The organism is Amycolatopsis thermalba (genome assembly GCF_003385215.1).
Lineage (GTDB): Bacteria > Actinomycetota > Actinomycetes > Mycobacteriales > Pseudonocardiaceae > Amycolatopsis_E > Amycolatopsis_E thermalba.
The window spans coordinates 154,550-180,652 of sequence record NZ_PQHW01000002.1 but is presented as its reverse complement, the minus strand read 5'-3'; the positions used below and the strand labels follow the sequence as shown (position 1 = coordinate 180,652).

Annotated in this window: 20 protein-coding genes; 9 read left to right on the top strand and 11 right to left on the bottom strand. The window is 71.4% G+C overall.

The window, feature by feature from the left end; translation table 11 throughout:
• Nucleotides 1-117 precede the first annotated feature (117 nt).
• Entirely contained in the window at nucleotides 118-1,599 is a 1,482-nt protein-coding gene (locus D0D15_RS01860) for an adenylate/guanylate cyclase domain-containing protein (protein WP_094003600.1), read from the top strand.
• On the opposite strand, the gene D0D15_RS01855 is transcribed toward D0D15_RS01860, so the two are convergent.
• Nucleotides 1,596-2,603 carry a beta-ketoacyl-ACP synthase III gene (locus tag D0D15_RS01855; RefSeq protein ID WP_115944183.1) on the bottom strand — a complete coding sequence of 336 codons (1,008 nt, stop codon included), beginning with the start codon at nucleotides 2,601-2,603 and terminating at the stop codon, nucleotides 1,596-1,598. The genes D0D15_RS01860 and D0D15_RS01855 overlap by 4 nt on opposite strands.
• A gap of 119 nt (nucleotides 2,604-2,722) precedes the next feature.
• On the opposite strand from D0D15_RS01855, the gene D0D15_RS01850 reads away from it, so the two are divergent.
• From D0D15_RS01850 to D0D15_RS01840, 3 genes are all read left to right on the top strand, one after another.
• Nucleotides 2,723-3,832 (top strand): winged helix DNA-binding domain-containing protein, encoded by a 1,110-nt coding sequence (locus D0D15_RS01850; RefSeq protein ID WP_094003598.1) that lies wholly within the window; start codon nucleotides 2,723-2,725, stop codon nucleotides 3,830-3,832.
• 37 nt (nucleotides 3,833-3,869) lie between these two features.
• On the top strand, nucleotides 3,870-4,346 hold the full coding sequence (locus D0D15_RS01845) for an Lrp/AsnC family transcriptional regulator (protein WP_094003633.1): 477 nt from the start codon (nucleotides 3,870-3,872) through the stop codon (nucleotides 4,344-4,346).
• A gap of 153 nt (nucleotides 4,347-4,499) precedes the next feature.
• Complete coding sequence (locus D0D15_RS01840; RefSeq protein WP_094003597.1) at nucleotides 4,500-4,904, top strand: SsgA family sporulation/cell division regulator; 405 nt, start codon at nucleotides 4,500-4,502, stop codon at nucleotides 4,902-4,904.
• A 787-nt stretch (nucleotides 4,905-5,691) separates the two neighbouring features.
• Here D0D15_RS01840 and D0D15_RS01835 read toward each other — a convergent pair.
• The 5 genes from D0D15_RS01835 to D0D15_RS37680 all read right to left on the bottom strand — a co-directional run bounded on the left by D0D15_RS01835 (nucleotide 5,692) and on the right by D0D15_RS37680 (nucleotide 13,077).
• The gene (locus D0D15_RS01835; RefSeq protein WP_094003596.1) at nucleotides 5,692-6,390 is read right to left on the bottom strand and encodes a hypothetical protein; all 699 of its coding nucleotides are present in this window, start codon (nucleotides 6,388-6,390) and stop codon (nucleotides 5,692-5,694) included.
• Nucleotides 6,391-6,647: 257 nt separating this feature from the next.
• Nucleotides 6,648-7,298 carry a response regulator gene (locus tag D0D15_RS01830; RefSeq protein WP_094003595.1) on the bottom strand — a complete coding sequence of 217 codons (651 nt, stop codon included), beginning with the start codon at nucleotides 7,296-7,298 and terminating at the stop codon, nucleotides 6,648-6,650.
• The gene (locus D0D15_RS01825) at nucleotides 7,295-8,479 is read right to left on the bottom strand and encodes a sensor histidine kinase (protein WP_094003594.1); all 1,185 of its coding nucleotides are present in this window, start codon (nucleotides 8,477-8,479) and stop codon (nucleotides 7,295-7,297) included. Before D0D15_RS01825 ends, D0D15_RS01830 begins: the two co-directional genes overlap by 4 nt.
• 251 nt (nucleotides 8,480-8,730) lie before the next feature.
• On the bottom strand, nucleotides 8,731-11,028 hold the full coding sequence (locus D0D15_RS01820; protein WP_094003593.1) for a molybdopterin-dependent oxidoreductase: 2,298 nt from the start codon (nucleotides 11,026-11,028) through the stop codon (nucleotides 8,731-8,733).
• A 243-nt stretch (nucleotides 11,029-11,271) separates the two neighbouring features.
• The gene (locus D0D15_RS37680; RefSeq protein WP_094003592.1) at nucleotides 11,272-13,077 is read right to left on the bottom strand and encodes a rhodanese-like domain-containing protein; all 1,806 of its coding nucleotides are present in this window, start codon (nucleotides 13,075-13,077) and stop codon (nucleotides 11,272-11,274) included.
• Nucleotides 13,078-13,889: 812 nt separating this feature from the next.
• Between D0D15_RS37680 and D0D15_RS35785 the strand changes: the two genes are divergently transcribed.
• Nucleotides 13,890-14,522, top strand: coding sequence for a L,D-transpeptidase (locus D0D15_RS35785; protein WP_162830483.1), 633 nt, complete (start codon nucleotides 13,890-13,892; stop codon nucleotides 14,520-14,522).
• Here D0D15_RS35785 and D0D15_RS37505 read toward each other — a convergent pair.
• Both D0D15_RS37505 and D0D15_RS01795 read right to left on the bottom strand, forming a co-directional pair.
• Nucleotides 14,519-16,813, bottom strand: a complete 2,295-nt coding sequence (locus D0D15_RS37505) for a helix-turn-helix transcriptional regulator (protein WP_115944180.1) — start codon at nucleotides 16,811-16,813, stop codon at nucleotides 14,519-14,521. The two genes, D0D15_RS35785 and D0D15_RS37505, sit on opposite strands and share 4 nt — an antisense overlap.
• Nucleotides 16,810-17,970, bottom strand: a complete 1,161-nt coding sequence (locus D0D15_RS01795; RefSeq protein ID WP_094003590.1) for an Hsp70 family protein — start codon at nucleotides 17,968-17,970, stop codon at nucleotides 16,810-16,812. Before D0D15_RS01795 ends, D0D15_RS37505 begins: the two co-directional genes overlap by 4 nt.
• A gap of 228 nt (nucleotides 17,971-18,198) precedes the next feature.
• Between D0D15_RS01795 and D0D15_RS01790 the strand changes: the two genes are divergently transcribed.
• From D0D15_RS01790 to D0D15_RS01780, 3 genes are all read left to right on the top strand, one after another.
• Nucleotides 18,199-20,124, top strand: a complete 1,926-nt coding sequence (locus tag D0D15_RS01790) for an IniB N-terminal domain-containing protein (protein ID WP_094003589.1) — start codon at nucleotides 18,199-18,201, stop codon at nucleotides 20,122-20,124.
• Nucleotides 20,125-20,233: 109 nt separating this feature from the next.
• Complete coding sequence (locus D0D15_RS01785; RefSeq protein WP_094003588.1) at nucleotides 20,234-22,033, top strand: dynamin family protein; 1,800 nt, start codon at nucleotides 20,234-20,236, stop codon at nucleotides 22,031-22,033.
• Nucleotides 22,030-23,277, top strand: coding sequence for a GTPase domain-containing protein (locus D0D15_RS01780; protein WP_094003587.1), 1,248 nt, complete (start codon nucleotides 22,030-22,032; stop codon nucleotides 23,275-23,277). Before D0D15_RS01785 ends, D0D15_RS01780 begins: the two co-directional genes overlap by 4 nt.
• 52 nt (nucleotides 23,278-23,329) lie before the next feature.
• On the opposite strand, the gene D0D15_RS35780 is transcribed toward D0D15_RS01780, so the two are convergent.
• The 3 genes from D0D15_RS35780 to D0D15_RS37500 form a co-directional block, all read right to left on the bottom strand.
• The gene (locus D0D15_RS35780) at nucleotides 23,330-23,536 is read right to left on the bottom strand and encodes a hypothetical protein (protein ID WP_143266138.1); all 207 of its coding nucleotides are present in this window, start codon (nucleotides 23,534-23,536) and stop codon (nucleotides 23,330-23,332) included.
• Nucleotides 23,536-24,699, bottom strand: coding sequence for an aKG-HExxH-type peptide beta-hydroxylase (locus tag D0D15_RS01775; RefSeq protein WP_233157063.1), 1,164 nt, complete (start codon nucleotides 24,697-24,699; stop codon nucleotides 23,536-23,538). Before D0D15_RS01775 ends, D0D15_RS35780 begins: the two co-directional genes overlap by 1 nt.
• A gap of 222 nt (nucleotides 24,700-24,921) precedes the next feature.
• Entirely contained in the window at nucleotides 24,922-25,044 is a 123-nt protein-coding gene (locus D0D15_RS37500) for a hypothetical protein (protein ID WP_255407831.1), read from the bottom strand.
• A 233-nt stretch (nucleotides 25,045-25,277) separates the two neighbouring features.
• On the opposite strand from D0D15_RS37500, the gene D0D15_RS01770 reads away from it, so the two are divergent.
• The gene (locus tag D0D15_RS01770; RefSeq protein ID WP_094003585.1) at nucleotides 25,278-26,051 is read left to right on the top strand and encodes a FadR/GntR family transcriptional regulator; all 774 of its coding nucleotides are present in this window, start codon (nucleotides 25,278-25,280) and stop codon (nucleotides 26,049-26,051) included.
• Nucleotides 26,052-26,103 lie beyond the last annotated feature (52 nt).

Below are 26,103 nucleotides of genomic sequence, written 5' to 3'. Positions count from 1 at the left end.
CCGCCCGGACACCGCCGCCCGCCGCAGCGCCCCATCCCTGCGCCACCGAGGCACCCCCACCGAACCGCTCGCCGAAACAACGCGCCCCGCCCCCGCCGGGGCAATACGATCACCTGCGTGCCGAAGCTCGCCCAGCTCGCGAAGTTCCGCGTGGTGCTGCGCACGGGGCTGGGGTTCGTGGTGCTCGGCGTCGGGTCGAGTGTGTGTGGCGCCGCGGCCGTCGGGTTGCTGCTGTTCCTCCAGGGCATCCCCGCCGAAATGGGCACCCGCACCTGGGTCCTGCTCACCTGCGCCGGCGCCTACGTCCTGCTGTCGGTGCTCGTGGGCTCCGCGTGGTCGGCCATCCTGCACCGCCGCACCGCCGTCTGGTTCGCCCAGGGCCGCCGCCCGACGCCGCCGGAAGCCCGCCGCGCGCTCCGCCTGCCGCGCGACCTCGCACTGGTCAGCGGCACCCTCTGGCTCGGCGGCACGATCATCCTCGGCACCCTCACCAGCATCCTCGGCTCCGCGCTCGACGCCCTGGGCGTCACCCTCGCCGTCGGCCTCGGCGGGCTGCTCACCGTGGGCCTCATGTACCTGGCGGCGGAGTGGGTCGCGCGCCCGATCCTGATCCTCGCCCTCGAGGTGAGCCCACCGCGCAACGCGGTCTCGGTCAGCGTCCTGTCGCGCCTCGCGATCACCTGGGCCGTGGCGAGTGGCGTTCCGCTGCTCGGGGTGCTGATCGTCGCCGCGCCGCCGAACATCGGCAACGCCGACGAGACCGCCAGCCTGATCATGCTGTCGATCGTCGGGCTCATCTCCGGTGCGCTCGGCACCGCGCTGCTCGCGCGGGCGGTCGCCGCGCCACTGCACCGGCTGCGGATGGCGGTCGGCCTGATCACCCGCGGCCGCAAGGACGTTTCGGTCCGGGTCGACGACGCCAGCGAGATCGGCTCGCTCCAGGTGTCGGTCAACAGCATGGTCGCCGGGCTGCGCGAACAGGACCGGCTACGCGACCTGTTCGGCAGGCACGTCGGCATCGACGTCGCCCGGCACGCCCTGGAGCACGGGGCGTCCCTCAGCGGCGACGTGCGGGAGGTGGCGGCGCTGTTCGTCGACGTCGTGGACTCGACCGCCCTGGCCTACCGGCTGCCGCCCGAGGAGATCGTGCGCAAGCTGAACCGGTTGTTCGACCACGTGGTGTCGGCCGTCGACGCACGCGGTGGGCTGGTCAACAAGTTCCAGGGCGACGCGGCGTTGTGCGTCTTCGGCGCGCCGACCCGGTTGTCCGATCCGGCGACCGCCGCCCTGTCCGCGGCACGCGCCATCCGGGACGCGGTCCGCGAGGAGGGCGAGCTGGACCTGGGCATCGGCGTCGCGTGGGGCCGGGTGTTCGCGGGGCAGCTGGGCAGCAGCAGCCGGCTCGAGTACACGGTCATCGGCGACGCGGTGAACGAAGCGGCGCGGCTGACCGAGCACGCGAAACACGTGCCCGGCCGCACCCTCGCCAGCGACAGCCTGTGGTCGCAGGCCACGGCCAGTGAGCAGGCGCGGTGGTCCCGCCACGAGACGATCCAGCTCCGCGGGCGGGACACGCCCACGAAGACCTGGACGAACTAGGCCTCGCCGCCCGGCTTGACGTCGGGCCAGGTCAGCAGCGTCGAACCCCACGTCAGGCCGGCGCCGAACGCGGTCAGCAGCACCCGGTGACCAGGCTGGAGATCGCCGTCGTCGCAGGCGTCGGCCAGCGCGAGCGGGATCGAGGCGGCGCTCGTGTTGCCGACGCGCTCGATGTTCGCCACCACCCGGTCGTTCGCCATGCCCAGCTGCTTGGCGGTGGCCTGCAGGATGCGGATGTTGGCCTGGTGACCGACGAACCGGTCCACGTCGCCGACGCCCAGCCCGGACCGGCCCAGCACGGCGCGCGCCGACTCGGCCATGCGCGCGCAGGCGTGCCGGAACACCGCGGTGCCCTGCATCGTGAGGAAGTAGTCGTGCGGGTTGTCCGACTGGCGCTGTTTCGCGCCGCCGGCCGGGACGATCAGCAGGTCGGCGTTCTCACCCTCGCTGTGCAGGTCGAACGGGCCCAGCGCGCCGGGCTCGCCGTCGGTCCCGGCCCGCAGCACGACCGCGCCGGCACCGTCGCCGAAGATCGGCACGGTGGTGCGGTCGCCGGGGTCGCAGTAACGGCTGAAGGCGTCCGCGCCCACGACGAGCACCCGGCCGGCCATCCCGCCGGCGATCATGCCCGCCGCCGTGGCCAGGGCGTAGATGAAGCCACTGCAGACGGCGTTGACGTCGAAGGCGGCGACACCGCTGAGCCCCAGCGCCGAGGCGACCTGCGGGGCGCTGGCCGGGCAGAGCTGGTCGGGCGTCGCGGTCGCGAGCACCACCGCGTCGACCGTGTCGGTGCCGGCGCTGCGCAAGGCGTTCCGTCCCGCGGCGACGGCCATGTCCACTGTGGACGTGTCGGGGTCGGCGATGCGGCGCTCACCGATGCCGGTGCGGGCGCGGATCCATTCGTCAGAGGTGTCCAGATGCCGGGCGAGGTCGTCGTTGTCCACCACCCGCGGCGGCAGCCAGGCTCCCAGGCCGGCAAGGACCGCGTGGTGTCCTTCATGCATGCAACACTTGTAGGGGCTACCCCTGGGTAGACCGGTGAGTTGTGTTCCAGGTCACAAAAGCGGCCCACTAAAGGACTACGCGGACCAGAACTGTCACCGGTAGGTTCTAGGGTTCGGTCATGCCGGACACGCTGGGGCCCCGGGCGCTCAACCGCGCGCTGCTCGCCCGCCAACTGCTGCTGCGGGCGGCGGAAGTCACACCGCTCGAAGCCGTCCGGCACCTCTGTGGACTCCAGGCGCAGGCGCCGTTCCCGCCCTACTACGGGCTGTGGTCACGCCTGCACGGCTTCCGGCCCGAGCAGCTCGGGCAGCTCCTGCTCGACCGGCAGGTGGTCCGGATCGCGTTGATGCGCGGCACGGTGCACCTGGTGACGGCGGAGGACTGCCTGTGGTTGCGTCCGCTCGTGCAGCCGCTGTTCGACCGGGATCTGCGCACGAACACGGCGTACAAGAAACCGCTTGCCCCGCTTGATCTGGGCGAGGTCGCGGACCGGGCGCGTGCGGTGCTGGCGGAGGAGCCGCACACCCCGGCCGCCCTGGGCAAACGGCTTGCGGAGCAGTGGCCGGACACGCCGCCTGCGGCGCTCGCCCACGCGGCGCGCGGCCTGCTCCCGCTGGTGCAGGTCCCGCCGCGGGCGGTGTGGGGCCGCAGCGGGCGGACAACTCTGGCGACGGCGGAGGACTGGCTCGGCCGGCCGCTGGATCGGAACGGCTCGCTGGACGAGCTCGTGTCGCGGTACCTGGCGGCGTTCGGGCCGGCGAGCGTGGCGGACGTGCAGGCGTGGAGCGGGCTGACCCGGCTCGGTGAAGTGGTCGACCGGTTGCGTCCGCGGCTGCGCGTGTTCCGGACCGAGCAGGGCCGGGAGGTGTTCGACCTGCCCGAAGCGCCGCGCCCGGATCCGGCGACGCCCGCCCCGCCGCGGTTCATCGCCGAGTTCGACAACCTGCTGCTGTCCCACACCGACCGGACCCGGGTGCTGCCCGACGACGCGCGCAAGCGGGTGTTCGGGGTGCCGAACGGGGTGTTCCCGGGGACGATCCTGGTCGACGGGCTGGTGCGGGGCAGCTGGCGGATCGCGCGGTCGCGGAACGCCGCGACGCTGGAGATCGAGCCGTACGAGCGTTTCTCCACAAAGGACAGGGCAGCGCTGGAGGACGAGGGGGCGCGGTTGCTGCGGTTCGCTGTCGGCGAAGATGCCGGCGACATCCGCTTCGCACCCCTTGCGTGAGCCGCGTCGCAGGCGGGGTTGTGGTTACGATGCGGTGGTGCCCGCCGCTGACCTGGACAAACTCGACTACGAGATTCTGAAACGCCTGCAGGACGACTCACGCACGATCGCCGAGGCGATCGGCGCCGAGGTGGGTCTGTCCGCCGCCGCGGTGCAGCGCCGCATCAAGCGGTTGCGGCATGCCGGCGTGATCTCGCGTGAGGTCGCGGTGATCGATCCGGCGTCGGTCGGGGTCCACATGACGTTCATCGTGATGGTGGAGATGGAGCGCGAGCGGCTGGAGGTGCTGGAGGCGTTCCGGAAGCAGGTGCTGGCTGACTCCGCTGTGCAACAGTGCTACTACGTTACGGGGTCGGCGGACTTCATCCTGGTCGTGCAGTGCCGGGACATGGGGGAGTTCGAGGCGTTCACCCGCCGCATGTTCTTCGACAACGGCGAGGTGCGGCACTTCACGACGAGCGTCGCGATGGACCGCGTCAAGGTGGGGCTGACCGTTCCCCTGAACGGGGGCTGATCGGGGTGGGCGCGCGTGTTACAGGTTGGAAGATTTTGCAGCCGATCGCGTGAAAGTCGTCCGCGACGCATCATTTTCGGCGTCCGCTTACATCTCATCGCTGTCCGACCAGTTCGCGCCGGGAGCGCGAACCAAGACCGCGAGAGGTGGCACGTGAACACCGATACCGTCACCCAGAGCCAGTTCGTGTCGCTCAACGGCTCCAGTGCTCCAGTCCTGTCTCGACTGTCGTACGTCGCGAGCGAGCCGTTCGCCGTGAACATCGCGTTCCGCACGGAGCGTGGCCGTTGGGTGGAGTGGACCTTCGCCCGCGAGCTGCTCGTCACGGGCCTGCGGGAGCCCGTCGGCATCGGCGACGTGCGCGTGCGCCCGGATCTGTCGACCGACGAGGGAATCCTGATCCTGGAGATCGAGTCCCCCGACGGCTACGCGCTGGTGGAAATCGAGCGCGAGGACGTGGAGCGCTTCCTCGACGCCGCTACGGACCTCGTTCCGCTGGGCACGGAGAGCGACCGCTTCGACGTGGACGCCTTCATCGACGAGATCACGAACGTCTGACGCCTGGCACCGCGCACCCCACGCTGCGGTGCCAGTTTCAGCCCCGCCGATCCGGACTCGGGCAGCCTCGCCCAGCCCCCCACGGCGCTCCCACACAATGTCACGCCGATTCAGCTGATCCCAGCCGTTCACCTGCACCGACGTTGCCATGCCGGCTCCGCCACACACCCCGGCGGTCGCCCGCACCAACGCGCCCCAACGTGCGGCCGCTCCCCGACGCCACGCGTCAGAAGCCCCACCTCACGGCGCCAACCCCGGATACCACCCGTTGCAAGCCCAGCAACGGCGCCACCCCACCTCGACTGACCTCGCGCTCACACCCGGCTGGCACACCCCAGCGAGCCAGCCCACTCAAAGCCCACCCACCTCACCAAAGGCACCTCGACTGACCTCACGCTCACGCCGGGCCAGCTCACCCGAGGAGCCAGCCCACTCGGAGCCCACCCACCTCACCAAATGGACTGACCTTGCGCTCACGCCGGGCCGACTCGCCGCGGGGAGCGACCCCACTCGAAGCCCGCCCCACGGCGCGCCAAACAGCTCGGTCGACCCCGCGTCGTGCCTGGTCGGCTCCACCGTGCCCCAAAGACAGCCCACTCCAAGCCCAACCCGCGGCGCGGCCCCAGCCCGGTTGACCTCATACCCGCTTCAGTCCCGCACGCCGACTGGCGTCGACGCAGGCCGTCCCCGGTGCCGTCCCCAGCGTGTCGTCGAGACCCGGCAAACATCACGCGCGCGGCCCCACTGGCCGATTCCTCCGGGCCGTGCAGCACCGCCCGCCGAGTGGTCAACGCCCCAGCGGCCCGAAGTACCTCGGTGACCGGTCCTGGTCCTCGTCGAAGTCACCGCGCAGGTCGGGCTGGCTCCACGTCCAGACCTGGAACAGCTGCTGGATCTGCTCATCGATCGCCCGAGCGAGTGGCTTGTTCTGCTTGCTGGTCTCCTCGACCGGGCCGTTGCGCGCCTCGCCATGTCCCGAAGGCGCCGTCTGGGTCGGAGTCACCTTCTTCTTCGTCGACGGAGAAGTCTTCGACGGCTGAGGAGGCGCACTTGGCTGCGTCGTCACCGGCACCTGAGGAACGGGACTCGTGCTCGGAGGCGGTTGCACCGGCGCCGCAGGAACGGCGCTCGGCACGACCCCAGCCGCCACTGCCGGCGTGGTGTCCGAGCCGTGACCGAAACCGAACGTGCCACCCGCGATCCACCCGACACCGACGAGCACGAGGGCCGCAACAGCGACCAGCAAGTTGCGCCGGACCCGACGGAGCAGGCGCCGCTCCTCACCCGGCCCGGGCCGATCAGTCACCGGCTCGAGCGCGAGGCCGAGCTGTCCGGACACCGACGCAAAGCCCGCGAGGATCGACTCGTCGTCCGCGTGCGCCTCGATGGGCTTGGGCGCACTGGCCGCCACAATTCCCGTACGGTCCGCCAGTTGCACGCTCCGCACGAGGTCATCCGACCTGTCACGCAGGATCGTGCGCGCCATCAACACCCTCCATCGGCACGGCGTGGACCTTCCCCAATGCCTTGCCGCTCGGCGGGCGTCACTCGACCACCCCACAGAGCCAGCTACGGCTCGGCAAAAGCTACCAGCGCGATGAGTGCGTCCATGCCGAGAGACTCTCACTTTCCCCGATCATGGAAAAAGATAACTCCATCGGGTGATGATCAGCTGCACAAATCATGCGGACCGTAGTCACTGCTCCTCTCCTGTCGCTCTACGTGTTGTTACCTCCTGACTTCTCATGCCCCCTTCACGCTGGTTTCCCACCCCCATGCCGCGATCGCGACCCGGTTACGCAGGTCCAGCTTCCGCTGGATGCTCCTCAGGTGTGTTTTCACTGTTCCCACCGTGATTCCCAAGGACTGCGCGATCTCCGCGTTCGTCCTCGCCTGCGAGACGAGACGCACGATCTCCCATTCCCGGCCGGACAGCACCCCTGGCCGCCGACTACCGACAGCCTGCCTGCCCATATGCCGGAAGAGCCGGAGGGTCATCTGCGGGCTGATCAGCATGTCGCCCGAAACCGCCGCGCGGACACCTTCGACCAGCAGTCCGGGCCCTGATCTCTTGAGAAGGAACCCGCAGGCTCCGTTCTGGATCGCGGCGCGCGCGTAGTCGTCGAGTTCGAACGTCGTGATCACTATGACGCGCAACGGATCCACCAGGTCCGGGCCGGCAAGTACCCGCGTCACGGACAACCCGTCGCGTCCCGGCATCCGAACGTCGACCAACAGGACGTCCGGCCTCAACTCTCGTGCCCGCTTCACCGCCGACTCACCATCAGCTGCCTCGCCGATCACCTCAAGATCGTCTTCGGCCTCCAAGATGTGTCGCAGGTTGCGGCGAACCACCTCCTGATCATCCGCAACGAACACTCTGATCGCAGTCACGAGACCACCGGCAGCACGGCGTGTACCGCCCAGCCGGCCTGCCCCATTGGTCCCGCCCAGGAGGTTCCACCCAGTGCGATGGCCCGTTCGGCCAGTCCCCGCAGTCCGGAGCCTCCGCCACGAGCCCGCTTGAGCAACCCCTGGCGTCGCACGCCGTCGTTGACCACCCGGACGATCACGTGCGCACCGTTGCGGCGCACCGCCACGGACACCTGACGGGCCGCCGGGGCATGCCTTCGGACATTCGTAAGCGCTTCCAGGACGATCCGGTGCACGGTCCGCGCGATCTCCGGGCGCACATCCCTCACCTGGTCATCCAGGTCCAGCTCCACCCGCACCGACCCGAGCGCCCCGAACCGGTTCACCAGGGCTGGGATGTCGGCCATCGTCGCCTGCCGCTCCCAGTCGACCATCCCGGCAGCGCCATCGTCGGCACGCAACCAGCACAAAGCCCTGTCGATCGAGTCGAGGACACGGACGCCCGCTCCTTCGATGCGCTCCAACGCACGGCGTACCTCGACCGGTTCACGGTCGTTGATCCGCGCCGCCTGAGCCTCCAGAACCAGCCCGGTCACCTCGTGACCGAGCCAGTCGTGCAGGTCACTCGCGAGCCGCACGCGTTGCTCGCGTCGTGCCGCGCGAATCGACTCCTCCCGCACTTCGTCGAGGAACCGCAAGTACATACCGACCGCCAAGGCGCAAGCCGCCAGCAATCCCCAGCCGAAGCACCATTCGCTTGCCGACGCCATCCCAGGCGACGCTCGAGGACTGCTCGCGAGCCTCAACGGCGCCAGAACGACCGCGCTCGTCACTGCCCCGGCTGACAGCAGTGTCCCTGGCCCCCTCGTCTGCCGGACCGCCTGGACGAGGACACACAGCAGGAGCGCGCTCTCCATGAGCAACCACGAGCTGAGGCTCTGATCGACCACATCGCCGCTCCCGAACGTCGCCACGAGCGAGCTGCTGGCAGCGGCAACCGAGGCCGCGACGGTGACCTTGGGTCGTCGAGCACGATGCATCGCGATCCCCAGCGCAACAAGGAGAACCACGAGGGTCGAGGTGGTGGCGAGCACCGTTCCCGCGGGCATTGCCGCGAGCATCGCGCATACGGCGCCGAGAACCGGGACAGGCCAACCCAGTTCGAGCTTCATCCGCCGGCTGCTCCCGGTCGTGGTGTCCATGTCCGATCTCCTCGCTCGGTGGTGTGGTCGTGATTCGAGAATGCACGAATCGATCCGTGCGCACCATCTACCGAAAGACAGATATTTGCAGCCACCGGAGGAAGAATCCATCGATCGGGTTAGAACACAAATTCGATATTCCTGTATCGTCGAGGACACCGCAGACGGCGCGACCAGCCGGATCTGCTGCGGTACAAGCGAAATCGACGACGAGGAGCACTCATGGAGCACATCCCGACCACCCTGCGGATCTACATGTCGCGCTTGCGCGAGATGGCCGGTGGTCGATTCACGACAATGCCAGGTGGTTCACCCGCGAAACGCTCCATCTCGACGAGCACGTGCTGTCCCGTGCACCCCTGGGACAGTTGCGACGACGGCAGGTCCGCGGTCAGCACGTTGGGATTGCCGTGGACGCAGATGGTTCCGGCGGGATCGAACCAGGCACCCGTCGGCAGCTGTACCACGCCAGGACGAAGATCGGTGGTGAGAACCGCTCCGGCCAGGCAAGCGCCGCGGTCGTTGAAGATCCGGACCACATCGCCCTCCTTGATGCCGCGAGGGCCGGCGTCCTCGGGGTGCAGGTGGACGGCCTCCCGGCCCGCGACCTTCGCCGCCTGGCTGACAGCGCCACCGTCGAGCTGGCCGTGCAGACGGGTGTGGGGCTGATTGGCGATGAGCACCAACGGGAATCGGCTCGCTCGCTCGCCGCCGAGCCACTCGACGGGCTCCAGCCAGGCCGGGTGGCCGGGACAGTCGTCGTAGCCGAACGAGGCCACGCGCTCGGAGACGATCTCGATCCTGCCGCTCGGGGTCGGGAGGCGATGGGCGACGGGGTCGGCGCGGAAGTCGGCCCAGAGCGTCCGGTCGGTTTCCGTGTTCGGCAAGCGGTACTCGCCCATCTCCCAGAATTCCGGAAAGGACGGTACGGAGAAGCCCTTCCCGGCCAGGTGCTGTCGCCACGAGCCATAAAGATGCTCGAGCCACTCGCGTGCGGTGCGCCCCTCGGTGAACGTTTCCTCGATACCCAGCCGGGCAGCCAGTCCGGCGAAGATCGTGTGGTCGTCCCGGGCCTGCGCACGAGGCTCGGCGACCCGGTGCATCGCGATGAGATGGCTGTCGCGGCGGCCGCAGCCGAAGTCCTCGCGCTCCAACGCCGTCGTGGTGGGCAGGACGATGTCCGCGTGCCGTGCGGTGGCGGTCCAGAAGGGCTCGTGCACGACGACGGTGTCGGGCTGCGCGAAGGCGCTCCGTAGCCGGTTGAGGTCCTGGTGATGGTGAAAGGGGTTGCCACCGGCCCAGTACACGAGGCGGATGTCCGGGTAGGTGCGTTCCGCACCGTCGTACTGGTAGCGGGTGCCGGGTCTGAGGAGCATGTCCGCGATCCGGGCCACCGGAATGTACTGCTTGACAGGGTTGATCCCCTGCGACAAGTAGGGCACCCGGAAGTCCGGGCCGGTGTCACCGGTGTCGCCCATGGAGCCGTACCCGTGGCCGAAACCGCCACCGGGCAGTCCGATTTGACCGAGCATGGCGGCCAGCGCGATGGCCGCCCAGACGGGCTGCTCGCCGTGCTCGATGCGCTGGAGGCTCCAGGTGACGGTGATGAAGGTGCGACGTGCGGCCATGCGTCGGGCGAGGTCGACGATCTCCGCGGCCGGGATGTCGGTCAGGGCACTGGCCCAGGCGGCATCCTTGACGATTCCGTCGTCAAGACCGAGGAGGTAGCGCTCGAACTCGTCGTAGCCGGTGCAGTAGCGGTCCAGGAACCGTCGATCATGCAGGCCCTCGACCGCAAGGGTGTGCGCGAGGGCGAGCATGAGCGCGGTGTCGGTCGCGGGGCGGATGGGATACCACCGCACGTCGAGCCGCGCCGGCAGGTCGGCGCGCAGCGGACTGATCAGGGCGACCTCGACGTCCCGGTCGGCGAGCTGAGCCAGGAAACCGGGGGTGTGGTGCCGGGTGACTCCGCCGGGCGTGACGAAGACGTTCTTCTCGGGCACTCCGCCGAAAGCCACGAGGAGTTCGGTGTTCGCCACGATCGTCGGCCAGCTCGAACCGTTGCGCAGGACGTCGGTGGCGGTGCCGACGATGTGCGGGAGCACCACCGCGCTGGTGCCGTAGCTGTAGGTGTTGCGAGAGGAGGTGAAACCACCGAAAGCGTTGAGGAACCGGTGCAACTGGCTCTGGGCGTGATGGAACCGGCCGGCGCTCGCCCAGCCGTAGGAGCCGCCGTAGATCGCCTCGTTGCCGTGTTCGGACCGCACCCGGAGGAGTTCCGCCGAGAGCAAATCGAGAGCCTCGTCCCAGCCGACTTCGACGAAGTCCTCGTGGCCGCGCTTCGGATCCGGGCCAGGCCCGCGCTCCAGCCACCCTCGTCGGATCGCCGGCGCCGCGATCCGGGTGGGGTCGGTCAAGGCGCTGGGCAGATTGCCGAGCAGAGGCGACGGCGCCGGATCCTCGGGGTGTGCGGAGACCTGGAGGTGACCGTTCTCATCGAGTCCGGCTGAGAAGGCGCCCCAGTGCGAGGTGCTCGGCCGCAAGCGCATACGTCTACAACTACCAGGAAGGATGGTGATCGATCGTACTGTGAGACGGTGAAGTCCGTGGGCAAGACGGGCTGACCACCGGGGCTCGGTGGCGATGGCAGGCAAGCAGCGGGGTTGCTCACGTCGTGCATGGCCGCCTCGCCGTGACGTTCGTGAACGGCAATCAAAGGGTGGCGATACGTGCTGCCCGGGCCGGCTCAGTTGCGTGAGACAGCCGACCCGAGCAGCGCGTCGGTGCTCCGGCTACGGGTTCGGGCCCGTTGCCGCGGGACGGTCGGGCTGGTTCGACCACTGCGACCACGAGCCGGGGTAGAGGGCCGCGTCGATCCCGGCGATGGCCAGCGCTGCGATCTCGTGCGCCGCGGTCACACCCGAACCGCAGTACACCCCCACCGGGCCTGCGGTGACGCCCAGGCCGCGGAAGCGGGCCGCGAGTTCGGCGGCCGGCCGGAACCGGCCGTCGGTGGCGAGGTTGTCACCGGTCGGCGCGCTGACAGCACCGGGAATGTGCCCGGCGCGCGGGTCGACGGGCTCCTGCTCGCCGCGGTAGCGCTCGCCGGCCCTGGCGTCGAGCAGCGTGCCCTCGGCCGGCAGGGCCGCAGTCTCGTCGATCGAGAGAACGGGCAGGTGACCGGGCTTGAGCACGACGTCGCCCGGCTCGGGCGTGCGGCCGAAACCGGTCTCCAGGGGCCTGTCGCCCCACGCGGCGAGTCCGCCGTCGAGGAGCCGGACGTCCGCGACACCCGCCCAGCGGAGCAGCCACCAGGCGCGGGCGGCGGCGAGGTTGCCGCTGTTGTCGTAGGCCACGACGGACGAGCCTTCGCGGACGCCCCAGCGACGTGCGGCCGCCTGGAAAGCTTCGATGTCCGGTAGCGGGTGGCGTCCCTCGGCGGGGGACGGCGGTGTGGCCAGCTCGGTGTCGAGGTCCACGTACACCGCGCCCGGCAGGTGCCCGTCGAGGTAGTGACGATGTCCGTTTGGATCGCCCAGCGCCCACCGCACGTCCAGCAGAACAGGTGGGGCAGACGAGTCGAGCTGCCGTTGCAGTTCATCGGCGCTGATGAGAACCGGCGGCCGGGGCAGGTCGATCTCGGATGGGTCAGCCGAACCCGGCGACTCACCACGCGCGGCGGCGAGCGCGAGGCGGCGCTGCATCGCGGCGTTGAGCGGGGCCGGAACTCCGTGCAACCGTCCGAGCAGGACGATTTCGCCGTTGAGGAAATCGCCCTCCACCGATCCGGCACCGCGGGCGAGGCTTTGCCGGGTCGAGCTGCCGGCGCGCGGACGCCCCGGGATCTCGGCGGGGTCCGCGGCCGAAGTGTCTATTTCGGATGCTTCGCGCAAATTGACCGGATCGATGCCTGCCGCGGCCAGCACCCGACGGCCCTCGGCGCGCAGCTCGCGGCCGAGCGATGCCGTGCGGTCGTCGGGACCGAAGAGAGCGTCGACGGCGTTGCCGAGGTTGGCGAGGAGTTTCCCCGCCTTCCAACGCAGCAGGTCCGGCACGAGCTGGGCGCCGAAGCCGGCGGTGCGCAGGTCGGCGGCGATGGTGTCGAGGCGCGGGTCGTCACCGGACGGGAACTGGCCGAGCCACAGGATGCCCGGCAGTTGGGCGCCCTGGGCGCTGACCTCGCCGGGTTCCAGATAGGTCGTCGGCATCCACAGGGACGCCCCGAACACCGTGGCGAAGCGGCGCAATGCCGCGCGTTCGTTCTCCAGGCCGTTCTGCAGCATCAGCACCGGCAGGTCGGCGGCCAGACCGGCGCCGGCCGGGAGCCACGACCACTCCTGGAGGACCTCCTCGGTGTTCTGGGTCTTGGTGGCCACGACCAGGACGTCATCCGGAGCGAGTTCGACCTCCTCAGCGTTGCCGGCGACCGGCACCGGGACGAGCTGCTCGCCCGTGGGCCGGAAGTACCGCAACCCGCGCTCGCGGATCTTGGCGCCGTGCTCGCCGCGCGCGATGAGCACGGCCGGAATGCCGGCGAGGTGGAGCTGAGCGGCGACGGTCGAGCCGACCGCGCCCGCTCCGATGATGACGTAGCGCATGGGCCCATGGTGCCGGACCGATGGTGGGTGGGGGGTGACGGTGCTGCGGCAGGGACGGTGCGGGGGCGACGGTCCGGGCGGATCGGGACGGCACTCGCCAGAGGGACGGCACTCGCCAGAGGGACGGCACTCGCCAGAGGGACGGCACTCGCCAGAGGGACGGCACTCGCCAGAGGGACGGCACTCGCCAGAGGGACGGCACTCGCCAGAGGGACGGCACTCGCCAGAGGGACGGCACTCGCCGGAGGGACGGCGCTCGTGGGAGGGAACGGTCCTGGTTAGAGGGGCCGGTGCTGGCCGGAAGGCAGTGCTGTCCGCAGGGGACGGTGTCGCAGGTGGGATGCCCCGTGCGGGCGCGGGTGCCAGCCACAGGTGCGGCACCCGGCTGCGGGTAGGGTGCCGGCCTCGGGTGGGTGCGGCCCGGGGGTGGGATGCCCAGTGCGAGTGCCAGGCGCAGGCGCAGGTGTCCGGCGCGGGCAGGGTCCAACCGCAGGCGCGGCCGCAGGCCGCGGGCGGGATCCAACCACGGGCGCGGCCGCAGGCCGCGCGCGGATCCAACCACAGGCGCGGCCGCAGGCCGCGGGCACGCATGCCGGGGGCGCCGGCCGCAGGTCCGGGTGCCGATCGAGTGCGGATGCGGCGTAACTAACCGTGACAATGCGGTACCAGCAGCACCACGCTCACCCGCCCGGGCGAAATCCTCGCCCTCAAACCCGGTGCAACAAGATCGTGACCTCTTGCGCTCAACCACGGCTCCCCGTGGGGCGTCTTTGCGCTTGTAGGGATCATCCGAACGCTGGGGGAACGTACAAGTGACCGTCAAGAAGCTGGTGCTGGCCGTCGCCGCCGTGGGCGCTGCTCTCGTGCTCACCGCCTGTGGGGGTGGTGCCCAGCAGGCCGCGGACGTGCAGCAGGTCGCCGTGACCACCGGCGCGCCCACCACAGCGCCCACCACCACCAGCACCGCCGCTCCCAGCACCACCACGCCGTCGACCAGCTCGGCCGCGCCCTCGACGACCAGCACCACCACGAAGCCCTCGACCAGTTCGAAGACCACCACCAAGAAGACCACCACCACCAAGGCTCAGGCCCCGGCGGGTGTGCCGTGCGCGGCCACCGTCGACGCCTGTGTCGACCTCTCCGCGAAGAAGGCCTGGCTCCTCAAGGACGGCGAGGTCGTCTACGGCCCCGTCCAGATCATGCCCGGCTCGGCCAGCGACCCGACGCCGGTCGGGACCTTCCGCGTCTCACACAAGGTCAAGGACTACCACAGCCGCGAGTTCGACGCCCCCATGCCGAACTCGGTCTTCTTCCAGCCCGGCATCGCCTTCCACCAGGGCAGCCTGTCCAAGTACTCGCACGGCTGCATCCACCTGTCGACCAGCGCCTCGCAGAAGTTCTTCAGCACCCTGGCGGCCGGGGACACCGTGCAGGTCGTCCGCTAGGACGCCACCTGCACGATCTCCCGCAGCTCAGCCAGCAGCTCACCGCGGCTGCCCGCCCCCAGGCGCTGCCGCATCCGCGCCATGTGGTGCTCGACCGTCTTCGCCGAGATGAACAAGCGATCACCGATCTGCTTGTACGTCAACCCGGCGACCACGAGCTCCGCGACCTGCCGCTCCCGCTCGCTCAGCCGCACCCCGCCCGTGTGCTCCACCGCTTCCCGGCCCGGCCGGCCCTGGAGCACACGGGCGCAGTCCAGCAGGGTCACCATCGCCTTGCGGTCGGACGTCCGGATCGCCGCCTGCTCGGCCAGCCGCGCGCCGTCCCAGCACAGGCCGACCCCGTGCAGGTCACGCGCCGCCGACTCGACCTCCGGCGCGTCGACCTCGCCGCCCAGCACCTTCAGCCAGCACCCCGCCGCCCGCGCGATCGTCGCGAAGTACGGGCCCTCCGACGCCGCCTCCGCCAAAGCCTCGGCGTGCGCGGCCGCCTCCTCCGGCTGCTCCGCGATCACCGCCGCGTGCAGACCGCTCCAGTGCAACGCGCTCGCCCACAACGGCGGGTCGCCCAGCCCGGCCAGCAGCTCCCGCGCCTGCCGCAGGTGCGGCGCCAGCCGGTCCCGCTCCCCGAGTCGCGCCGCCGCCACCTCGAACTCGCCGAACGGCAGGAACGTGAACAGGTCGACCGGGTGCCGGACCACCGCCTCGCGCGCCTGGATCCAGATCCGCCGCAACCCGGCCAGGTCGCTCGCCCGGCGCGCCAGCCCGACCCGCAACCCGACCGCGAACAACCAGTCCCGCGGCGACAACTGCTCCCCCGCCGACCGCAGCTGCGCGTTCGCGCCCTCCTCGTCGCCGCGCAGCATCGCGATCCACGCCAGCAGCAACCGGTGCCGCGGCACCAGCACGCCCGACGACACCGCCCGCTCCAGCAACGGCTCGGCGATCGCCGCCTCACCCGAGTGCAGCGCCACCAGCGCGCCCAGCGCCGCCGGGCTGTCCGGCAGCAGCACCCGGTCCGACACCGGCTCCAGCATCTCCGCCGAACGGATCAAAGTGGACAGTGCCACCGTCGGCTGATCCGTCACCGACTCCAGCACACCACGAGCCGCCGACGACACGGCACCGGCGAGCAGCGTCGGCGGACCGTCCACTGAGGACTTGTCCAGCAGCTTCTCCGCCTCCGCGAGCCGCCCGGACCCGGTCAGGCCGATCACCGCGAAACAGCGCGCGGCCGCGGTGTCCGACCACTGGAACAGCTCCGCGCTGCGGGCCAGCTGGCCCCGGTGCGCCAGTGCCGCGCCCGCGACCTGCGCCCCCTCCGCCCGGTCCGCCGCGTCGTCCGAGCCGATCACCTGGTCGGCCAGCTGCAGCGCCGTGTCGAAGTCCCCGGCTCGCGCGACCGCCTCGGCCCACCGGGTTCCCACCGCCGCGGTCGGCCGCCCGGCCCGCACCGCCGCCTCGTACAACCGCGCGGCCAGCGCCGGCTCCCCGGTCGCCTCACCGGCGGCCACCTCGAACGCCGTCGCCACGTCCGCCCCGGTCACACCGGCCCCGATCAGCGGCCGGACCAGGCTCAGCACCGGCCCGCTGCGGTCGAGCTGCCGCCGGATGAGCCGCAGCCGCAGGGCGATCCGCCGGTCGGCGGGCACCAGCTCCCGCAGGGCCCGCGCGGCGACCGGCAGCAGCCGCCCGTCCGGCCCCAGGTAGCCGGTCGCCCGCACCGCTTCGACCGTCGACGCGGGCAGCTTCAGCGCGGCGAGCAGGTCCGGATCGGCCCCGGCCTCGACCGCGAGCAGGTAGCACAGCGAATCCTCGCCGGCCTGGTCCAGCTCGTGCCGGAACGCCGCGACCAGCTCACCGTCGCCGCCGGCGAGCAGGCGCACGAACCCCGGCACGCCGCCGGTCTGCGCCAGCACGGAGTCGACGGCCAGCGGCCGCCCGGCCCTGGACAGGAACGTCTCCGTGCGCGGCCGGTCGAACGGCCGCAGCACCAGCTGCCCGGTCAGCCGGCCGAGCACCTGGTTCAGCGCGGCCGGCCGCGGGTGCGGGCGGGCCGCGATGACCAGCCCGGCCGACTCGTCGTCGAGCTGACGGGCCACTTCGGACAGTTCGGCGTCGGTCAGCAGGTGGGCGTCGTCGACCAGCCGCACGCCGGGCGCGCCGGCGAGGTGGTCGAGCACGGCGGTCTTGCCGTAGCCGCCGGGGGCCACGATCGCGAGGCGGACCGGCGCGAGCCGACCGGATTTGATCGCCGCGCAGACCCGCTCGGTGGGTTCGTCCAGCAGGATCACTCGTCGTCCTCGCTTCGGGAGCCGCCGCGGCGGGAGGGCGCGAACCGGCGGCGGGGCGGTTCGAGCGGGGTCAGTACGACGGGCGGCCGCGGCGGAACGGGTTCGTCGTCGTACACGTCTTCGGGTTCCAGGTCGGGAAAGCCGGTCACCTTCGGCACGAGCGCGGTCGACTCGACCGCTGCGCCTTCCCGCAGCCGCGCGACCAGCGCCGCTCCGCGCGCGACCGCGAAGGCCGGTTCCGGCTCGGCGACCACCCGGCAGCCGGTCAGCTCGCCGGCCAGCTCGGCCAGGAGCGGCACCGCCGCCGTGCCACCGACCAGCAGCACCGCGCTCAGCCGCTCGTACCGGCGCAGCGGGTCCAGCGTCGCGAGCAGGCCGGGCCGCGCCAGCCGGTCGAACTCGGCGCGCGTCACCCGCACCGGCCCGATCTCGGTCTCGGGCAGCGTCGAGAGCCGCTCCTTGGCCTCGGCGCACACCAGCCGCAACGCCGAGGGCGCCACGTCGCCGCACCGCTCGTGGACGTGGGCGAACAGCAGGTCGTCGAGCGCCTTCCCAGCCGCCGGCTCGGCCGGCTCGGCGTGCGTGACCAGGTCGAACGTCGCGGGTCCGCGCCGCAGCACGGCGAGGTCGGCGTGCTCGCCGCCGATCCGGCACACCGCGACGAGGGTCTGCGGGTCGATCCGCTCCCGCGCGAGGTGCCCCTCCGCGGCGGCGACCGGCGTCGGCAGCAGGATCGCGGGCGGTAGCCCGGCCGCGCCCAGCGCGTCGAGCAGCAGCTTGCGCCGGTAGGTGCCCCAGGACGGCGGGTGCGTGACCGCGATGCGCTCGGCCGGCTCGCCTTCGTCGGCGGCGACCTGGTCGACGACCCAGCCCGCGACGGCCGCGGTCAGCGCCTCTGACGTGTACAATTCGTCACCAAGCAGGAACGGAACGTCATCGCCGATGCGGCGCAGGAATCCCCGCGCCACCCGGTCCGGTTCCACGACCGAGCGCCGCAACGCCTCCGCGCCGACCGACACGGTCGCGTCCGGAGCGACGTGCACGACGGACTCCACCGGGGGCCCGGACACCGGCTCCGACCAGCGTTCGCCCACGTCACGGCACACGGCAGCGGCGATGCCGGTGCTGCCGATGTCGATGCCGAGAACGTGACGCATAGGGGTTGAATCCTCACTCACGGGGTCGCCCCTTCGTACCAAAGTCGCCCGTTGGGGTCACATCCCCTAATCCCCTAACCGCTGGCCCCGATGACCTCACCCAAGGTTGCGGACCTATCCCCGATGCCTCGGTAACGGAACGGTCACTAGGTTCGGCCGAGGCGTCCTGCGGTGCACCCTGGACGCCTTGTCCGGTTTCAAACCCCCCGAGATCCGCGGAGATATTCCTTGTCTCTCCCCGCCCAGAACCTGCACGAGTTCGTGCTCAACCTCCTGAACGACGAGGCTGCCCGGTCGGCGTTCGCCGCCGACCCGACCAGCGCGCTCGCCGCCGCCGGCTTGAGCGACGTCACGCCGCAGGACATCCAGGAAGTCGCCCCGCTGGTCGCCGACTACGCCCCCGCGCCGCTGGCCGACGCGCTGTCCGCGCTGCCGCTGGACGCCGACGTGACCGACCTGCAGGGCGCCATCGCCCAGCTGCAGGCCGTCGCGGACGCCGCTGACGCGCTGCCCGTCGCGACCCCCGAGCTGCCCCTGGACGTCCCGGCCCGCGCCGACCTGCCCGTCGAGACCCCGGCCCTGCCGGTCGACACCTCGGCCCTGCCGCTCGGCGAGGAGCTGCTCGGCGGCCCGACCGCCGACCTGGGCGACCTGCCGGTCGAGCTGCCCGAGCTGGGCGACCTGCCGCTGGGCGACCTGCCGCTGAACGTCCCCGCCCTCGACGGCCTCCCGCTGGACGCGCGCAACGACCTGCCCGTCGGCGACCTCCCCGTCGGCGACCTGCCGGTCAACACGCTGCCCGTCGAGGCGCCCGATCTGAGCAGCTCCGCGGTGTCGCTGCCCGAGGTCGAGGGCCTGCAGAACGCGGTGCCCGGCCTCCCGGTCGAGCTGCCCGCCCTGGGCGAGCTGCCGTCCCTGCCGACGGTGAGCACCGAGCGCGCCGACGTGCCGAGCGAGCTGACCGGCCTGCCGGTCGACGCGAGCGCTCTGCCGGTCGACGCGAGCGCTCTGCCGGTCGACGCGAGCGCTCTGCCGCTGGACGCGGGCGCCCTGCCGGTCGGCACCGAGGACGTCACCGGACTCGCCGCGGCCGTCGGCCTGACCGAGCTGCCGGAGACCGGCGGCCTGCCCGTCGACTTCGACACGCTGGGCTCGCTGCCGGTGGACGCGCCGTCGCTGGGCGACGAGCCGTTCACCGCGCCCGACCTGGACGTCCCGGGCGTGGGCCGCTTCGACACCACGAGCGCCGGCTCCGCCGACGGCTACGCCACCACCGTCTCCTACGAGGGTGACCTGGCCGAAGGCGCCGCCGCGGCCGCCGCCGCCGCGGAGGGCGCGGGCGTCGCCGGCACCGCCGGTACCCCGGCCGGTGCCTTCATCGGCAGCGCCGCGGGCAGCACCGAGGGCTTCACCGGCGGCTTCGCCGTCGAGAACAACGAGGGTGAGCTGCAGGGCGGTCTGACCGCCACCGAGGACGCCGTCCTCGCGGGCGCCCGCACCGACTCGGCCCTCGGCACCTACACCCTCGGCGTGGACGGCACCCCCGCCGACGCCCCGAGCCTCGACGGCCTGCCGAGCTTCGACGAGGCCGGTGACCTGGCCGGTTCGCTCGACTCGGACGTCCTCGGCCGCGCCGAGCCGGCCGCCGGCACGATCGCCGACTACATCTCGATCGGTGGTGACCTGGTCGGCGGCGGCGTCGCCCAGCACTCGGCCACCCTCGGCGAGTACCTGACCCTCGGCGGCGCGCAGGCCGGTGAGCTGGTCACCAACGGTGGCGCCCAGGCCGGCACGGCGATCTCCGACGCCGGCCACCAGGCCGCGGACCTCGCCAGCGACCTGCCTGCCGCCCCCGGCGTGCCGTCCGTGCTGCCCGCCGCCGTCCCGACCACGATCCCGGCCGAGGCGCCCGGTGATCTGCCGGTCCACTTCGGCGCCGAGCTGCCGCAGGGCCTGCCGCAGCTGCCGGTCGCGAACCCGCTGCCCGAGGTGACCAACCACGTCGAGCACGCGCTGACCACCGACCCGGTCAAGGAGATCGTGTCCGTGACCGACAGCCCGCTGGCCGACGCGATCGGCCCGCTGAACCACGCGCCGCTGCCCGAGGCCGCTGACCTCGACAACCTGCACGGCGATCTGCCCCTGGGTCACTGACCGGTAGCCGCAACGGCGCGGCTACCACTCACCGACGGAGCGGCGGGGTTCGTCTCAGAACGGACCCCGCCGCTTCACGTTTTGGTCACGACACGGCACACTCCTCCGCGTGCTTGCACCGCCCTGGCTCGACGTACTGGACGACACCGCCCACGTCTGCGCCACCCAACGGCGTCCGGATCTGGTCGATCGCATCCGCAGACGCAGAGCCCAGCTGCTCGACGAGCAGCTGCGGGTGGTCGTGATCGGCGAGTCCGGCCAGGGCAAGAGCCAGCTGGTGAACGCCCTGGTCAACGCGCCGGTGTGCGCGGTCGGCGAGGACGCGACGACCACCGTCCCGGCCGTCGTCACGCACGCCGAGACCCCCACCGCGGCCGTCGTCACGGCCGGTCCGCGGGCCATCGAAGGTCCCGCCCGGCAGCCGGTCCCGGTCGAGTCGGTCACCGGGCAGGCCAATCGGGAAGCGGTCGCCGTGAGCGGTCCACCGGTCGTGCGGGCCGAGGTCGGCCTGCCCCGCGCGCTGCTGTCCGGCGGCCTGGCGCTGGTCGACACACCGGCGCGGGCGGCCATGGAGACCGTCGACTCGGCGGACGCCGTGCTGATGGCCACCGACGCCACGAGCGAGCTGTCGGCGTCGGAGATCCAGCTGCTCGAACAGGTCGTCCGGCTGTGCCCGACCGTGCTCGTGGTGCTCACCAAGATCGATCTGGTCCCGGGCTGGCGGGCGGTGGCGCAGCGCAACCGCAACCGCCTCGACCAGCGCGGGCTGATGGCGTCGCTGGTCCCGGTTTCGGCGGCGCTGCGGCTGGCCGCGGCGAAAACCGGCGACCAGGCGCTCAACGCCGAGTCCGGGTTCGGCGAGCTGGTCAAGTGCCTGCACCAGGACCTCCCCGGCCAGGCGGACCTGCTGGCGCGCCGCTCGGTCGCCGCGCTGAGCACCACCACCGTCGAGGCCCTGCAGAACTCCCTGACCGAGGAGTACGCCGCGACGCAGCAGCCGGACAACGGCGACGCGGTCGCCCGCTGGCACGCCGCGGGACGACGTCTGGAGAGGCTGCAGCGGGACGCGAACCGGTGGCAGACGCTGCTGTCCGACGAGGTGTCCGACCTGATCTCGGACGTCGAGTTCGACCTGCGCGACCGGACCCGCAAGATCCTGGTCGAGGTCGACGAGTACTTCGAGACCGCGGACCCGGCGAAGACGTGGCCCGAGTTCGAGGAGTGGCTGCGGGATAACCTCACCACGGTCGCCGAGACGAACTCCGAATGGCTGCTCGACCGGTTCGAGTGGATCGCGCGCAAGATCGCGCGGCAGGTCGCTCCGCACCGCGAAGACGCGCTGCCCGACTCGCTGCCGCGCGAGGTGCCCGGTGACGCGGTCGGGGACCTGCGGATGCCGCGGGTCGAGCGGTTCAGCGTCGGGCAGAAGCTCTTCGTCGGCATGCGCGGGTCCTACAGCGGCCTGCTGATGTTCGGTCTCGCGACCACCATCGCCGGCCTGCCGCTGATCAACCCGATCTCGCTCGGCGCGGGCGCGGCCTTCGGCGCGAAGAGCGTGTTCGAGGAGCGCGGCAACCGGCTCAAGCGGCGCCAGCACGCCGCGAAGACCGCCGCGCACCGGTACGTGGACGACTTCTTCCTGCGCTACGGCAAGCACAGCAAGGACACCGCGCGGCAGATCCACCGCGCGCTGCGCGACCGGCTCAACGGGGTCGCCGACGAGCTGCGTGGCGAGATCACCGAAACCGCGAAGACGTTCAAGCAGGCCATCGACGACGACACCACCCGTCGCACGGTCCGGGCGAACGAGATCCGGCGGATGATGGACGAGCTGAACGTGCTGCGCCGCCGGGCCCAGGCGCTGGCCACGCCCGCGCAGCTGCCGACCCAGCGGGGGATCAGCGCGTGAGCCTGGCCGCGAGGACGCGCGGGGTCCTGCAGGAGGCGCTGGAGGTCTACCAGGACAGCCCGCGGGCGACGAGCTGGTTGCAGCGCCAGCTGACCCGGTTCGACGACCCGCTCCGGCTGGCGGTGGTGGGGCCGCGCGGCTCGGGCCGGTCGACGCTGGTCGCCGCGCTGGCCGGTGAGCCACCGCAGGGTGAGATGACGTGGTTCCGGACCTCGCCGGGCCGCTCACCGGACGAGCTGATGCTGATGGACACGCCGGCGATCGACGGCGGTGCGGCGCCGAGCACGATCGAGGGGATCTGCATGGACGCCGACGCGGTCCTCTACCTCGTGCGGCGCCCGTCCGAGGCCGATTTGTCGTTCCTGCACACGCTGCAGGACCACCCGGTCGCGCGAGCGGCGGCCGTGAACGCGCTGGTCGTGCTGTCGCGGGCGGACGAGCTGGGTGGCGGCCGGGTGGACGCCGTGATCTCGGCCCGGCAGGTCGCGCGCCGCTACCGGGTGGCGCCCGAGGTGGCCGGGCTGTGCCAGGACGTCGTGCCGGTGGCCGGGCTGCTGGCCGCGGCGGCGCGCACGCTGACCGAGCCGGAGTTCGCCGTGCTGCGCGCGCTCGCGGCCGTGCCACGGGAGGAGCTGGAGCCGCGGTTGCTGTCGGCGGACCGGTTCGCGGCGGCGGAGTTCCCGGCGCCGGTGGCCGCGTCCGACCGCGCCGCGTTGCTCGCCCGGTTCGGGATCTTCGGCGTGCGGCTGGCGTTGACGTTGATCCGCCGCGGCGCGGACACGTTGCCGGCGCTGGCCGGTCAGCTCGGGCCGCGCAGCGGCCTGGCCGACCTGCGCGAGGCGATCGACGGGTACTTCGTGGCGCGGCGGGACGCGCTCAAGGCGCGGTCGGCGTTGATCGGGCTGGAAGTGGTGCTGCGCATGGAACCGCGCCCGGCCGCGGCCGGGTTGGCGACCGAACTGGAACGGTTGCTGGCCGGTGCCCACGATTTCCGGGAGCTGCGGCTGGTGGCCGCGCTGCAAACCGGACGGACGTCTTTTTCGGCGGACCTGAAGGCGGAAGCCCTGCGGTTGATCGGTGCCGCGGGAACGTCGCGGACCGAGCGGCTGGGGGCGGAGCCGGTGCTGCTCGCCGTGCGGCGGTGGCGGGACCAGGCGGAGAACCCGGAGCTGAGCGCCGGGGAGCGTCGCGCCGCGGCAGTCGTGTTGCGCAGCTGCGAAGCGATGGCGAACGGGACGATTTGACGCCGTTCGTCACATGGCCGTGGGCTCGCCCGGGTCGACGAGCCCGGCCGGTTCAGTCCTCGGTGGAGTCGGCGGGCTTGAGGTAGGCGGTGCCGCCGGTCGGCATGCGACGGAAGAAATCCACCCGGGTGATCGGCTGACCGTAAGGCTGACGGCCGAGGCCGGGATTCGGGGAAACGATCCCGTTCTCCGGTCGGGGCACCATCGTTTCGCCGGGCCGGTTTTCGTGTCTCCGGCGAGGGTCCCACTGCACTGACATCAGTTTCCTTCCGACGCGTGTGTTCCGTCCGAAGAGGACAGTACTCCCCCGCGCGGGGTGGCACGAACCAAGGTCGCCTCCACCAGCGCGCCGAGTACAGCCGCACGTTCGGCACCGATTTCCGGCAGGGACTTCCCCGCCGGAGCCTGCGCAATCTCGACGACCAGATCGGCCGCTTCCCCGTCGAGCCAGTGCAATTCCGGTGGGTTGCCGGGACGCCCGGCGAGCACCCGGCCGGTGGCCTCCATCCGGGCGAGCCGCAGCAGCGGATCCAGCGCGTAGTGGCCGGCGGGCACCGGACGGGTGACCGGAGGCAGTTGTTCGGGTCCGGTCCCATCACACATCAAGGTGTGCAGGAGCCACTTGGCGTCGAATTCCAGCGCGTCCTCTTCGCCGAGCAGCCAGCGACCGATTTCGGTGGCGCGCTCACGGGCGCGGGACAGCAGGGAATCCGGGCCGAGTTCCGTGGTTTCCCCGCGCCGGGCGACGTCCTCGGCGAACTGGGCGAGACAGGTGTAGGCGTGGAACGCGGCCATGACCTGCTCCACCGGCCACCCGGCCGACGACCAGGACGGCCGGAAGACCCGCCCCTCCGCCACATCGGCGCCGAGGAAGTTCCGCGTGATCGCGAAGTCGAAGAGCTTGACGTGCGCGCCCTCGTGGATGATCGCCTCGGCCACCTCGTACACCGACGACGGCCGGTCGATCAGGATGAGCCCCGGGAACAGCCGCGACGACGCGGAGATCAGCCCGCCGGAGGTCGCGGGATCGAGGATCACGAGCAGGCCGACGTGCGCCAGCAGGTCGTCGGCCAGCGCCGGGCTGACCTCGCGGACCTTGCGCAGGCCGGCCACGACCGTGGCCAGGGCTTCGCCGTCGCCGGTCAGCAGCCGCGGCGGGCGGCAGCCGGGCAGGCTCTGCGTCTGGATCACCCGCATGGCTTCAGCCAGGCGCTCGTTGGCGTCGGCTCCGGTGGCGACCCGGATCGCGATCGGCCCCGCGGGTAGTTCGGTCGTGATGGGGCCGAGGTCGTCGTCGGTGTCGGTGTCGGTGAAGGGCAGCCGTCCGGCCAGCGCCTCACCGATCCGGAACCGGAACAGCGGGTTGTCCAGCTGCGCCACCGAGACCGGTGGGTGGCCCGGCGACAGAAGTTCGAGGCCCATTCGGTAGAGCGCGCGACGTTCCTCGATCACCGCGTGCGCGGGCGCCAGTGCCGCATGAACGGCCGTGGCATCCGGCCAGGCAGATCTGGAATGCATCCGTGCGTGCGGCTTCCACTAGGAGGGAACAGCCTTGGACCGCGCGAGAGTACAACTCGGGCGACCGGCCCCCACGCCGGGGGCGGCTGTCAGACAACAGACGGGCGCCGCCCCCTGGTTCCGCTCCTACACGCCGGAGCCGAGGAACGAAACGATCTGCACGAACCCCAGAACCGCCAGGACGAAGCCCGCCGTCAGGGTCATCACGATGACGGTCCGCCACCCGATGATGGTCACCCCGAGAGCCACCAAGAAAATCACAGCGAACAGAGATTCCGAGTTCATTGCGAACACCTCCTCACTGGCCGAGGTGGCAACCCGGCTGGTGGCCGGCCGCTCACCTGCTGTCGGCAGTTGTATGATCTCGTTGCTGTCGGTTGTCTGTCAAGTGACGACACTTGACAGACAACTTGCGTCTGGCATCAGTTTGGAGTTATGGTTCTCCGAGGCTCGGGGAACCCAAGAGCGCGAAGAGGTTGACGATGGATGACGAGAGCTGGGCTCTCTCACCGAACACGCGCAAGCCGCTGCCCGAACTGATCGAGGACAAGATCAGGTCGCTGATCAGGAGTGGCAAGTTCAAGGCGGGTGACCGGCTGCCCACCGAACCGGAACTGGCCCAGCGGATGGCGGTGGCGCGCAGTTCGCTCCGCACCGCCCTGCAACGGCTCCAGCTCCAGGGCGTGGTCGAGGTGATGCGGGGCCGCGGCTGGTACGTCCGGTCGACCGACGTGTCCGACCACGACGAGCCGCTGGTGTTCGACCGGCGCGTGAGCGACGCGGACCTGATGGAGGTCCGGATCGCGCTGGAGGCGACCGCGGCGAGCCTGGCCGCGACCCGGGCGACGGCGGGCGAGCTGGACGACATCGCGAAGCTGGCGAAGCTGCACCAGTCCGCGTCCATCGACGACAGGGACGAGCTGCTGCAGACCGACGAGGACTTCCACGCGGCGGTCGTGCGGGCGAGCCACAACGAGCTGCTCGACCAGCTGTACCGGTCGCTGGTTCCGCAGCTGCGCGGCTACCGGCGCAACAGCTACAGCAGCTCCGAGGTGCACGTCCGCTCCGCCAACGACCACCACCAGGTCACCTGGTTCCTCAAGCGCCGCGACGAGGGCGGCGCCCGCGCGGCGATGGCCACGCACCTGCTCGGTCTGTACAGCGACCTGGTCGCCCAGACCGGCGCTCCGCCGGACGAGCGGGCCACGCTCACGACGTACGCGCTGGAGGACGAGCCGCGCTGGCACCGGGAGTGAATTAAGCCTATCGGACGCTTTCGCTGCGACAGCCTCTCCGCCGATCATGGTT

Excerpts from the sequence above, each read along its gene's own strand:
- D0D15_RS01855 (WP_115944183.1), bottom strand. The coding sequence starts at position 2,603 with ATGCATGAAGGACACCACGCGGTCCTTGCCGGCCTGGGAGCCTGGCTG.
- D0D15_RS01850 (WP_094003598.1), top strand. The coding sequence starts at position 2,723 with ATGCCGGACACGCTGGGGCCCCGGGCGCTCAACCGCGCGCTGCTCGCC.
- D0D15_RS01835 (WP_094003596.1), bottom strand. The coding sequence starts at position 6,390 with ATGGCGCGCACGATCCTGCGTGACAGGTCGGATGACCTCGTGCGGAGC.
- D0D15_RS01825 (WP_094003594.1), bottom strand. The coding sequence starts at position 8,479 with ATGGACACCACGACCGGGAGCAGCCGGCGGATGAAGCTCGAACTGGGT.
- D0D15_RS01820 (WP_094003593.1), bottom strand. The coding sequence starts at position 11,028 with ATGCGCTTGCGGCCGAGCACCTCGCACTGGGGCGCCTTCTCAGCCGGA.
- D0D15_RS37680 (WP_094003592.1), bottom strand. The coding sequence starts at position 13,077 with ATGCGCTACGTCATCATCGGAGCGGGCGCGGTCGGCTCGACCGTCGCC.
- D0D15_RS01795 (WP_094003590.1), bottom strand. The coding sequence starts at position 17,970 with ATGCGTCACGTTCTCGGCATCGACATCGGCAGCACCGGCATCGCCGCT.
- D0D15_RS35780 (WP_143266138.1), bottom strand. The coding sequence starts at position 23,536 with ATGTCAGTGCAGTGGGACCCTCGCCGGAGACACGAAAACCGGCCCGGC.
- D0D15_RS01775 (WP_233157063.1), bottom strand. The coding sequence starts at position 24,699 with ATGGGCCTCGAACTTCTGTCGCCGGGCCACCCACCGGTCTCGGTGGCG.
- D0D15_RS01770 (WP_094003585.1), top strand. The coding sequence starts at position 25,278 with ATGGATGACGAGAGCTGGGCTCTCTCACCGAACACGCGCAAGCCGCTG.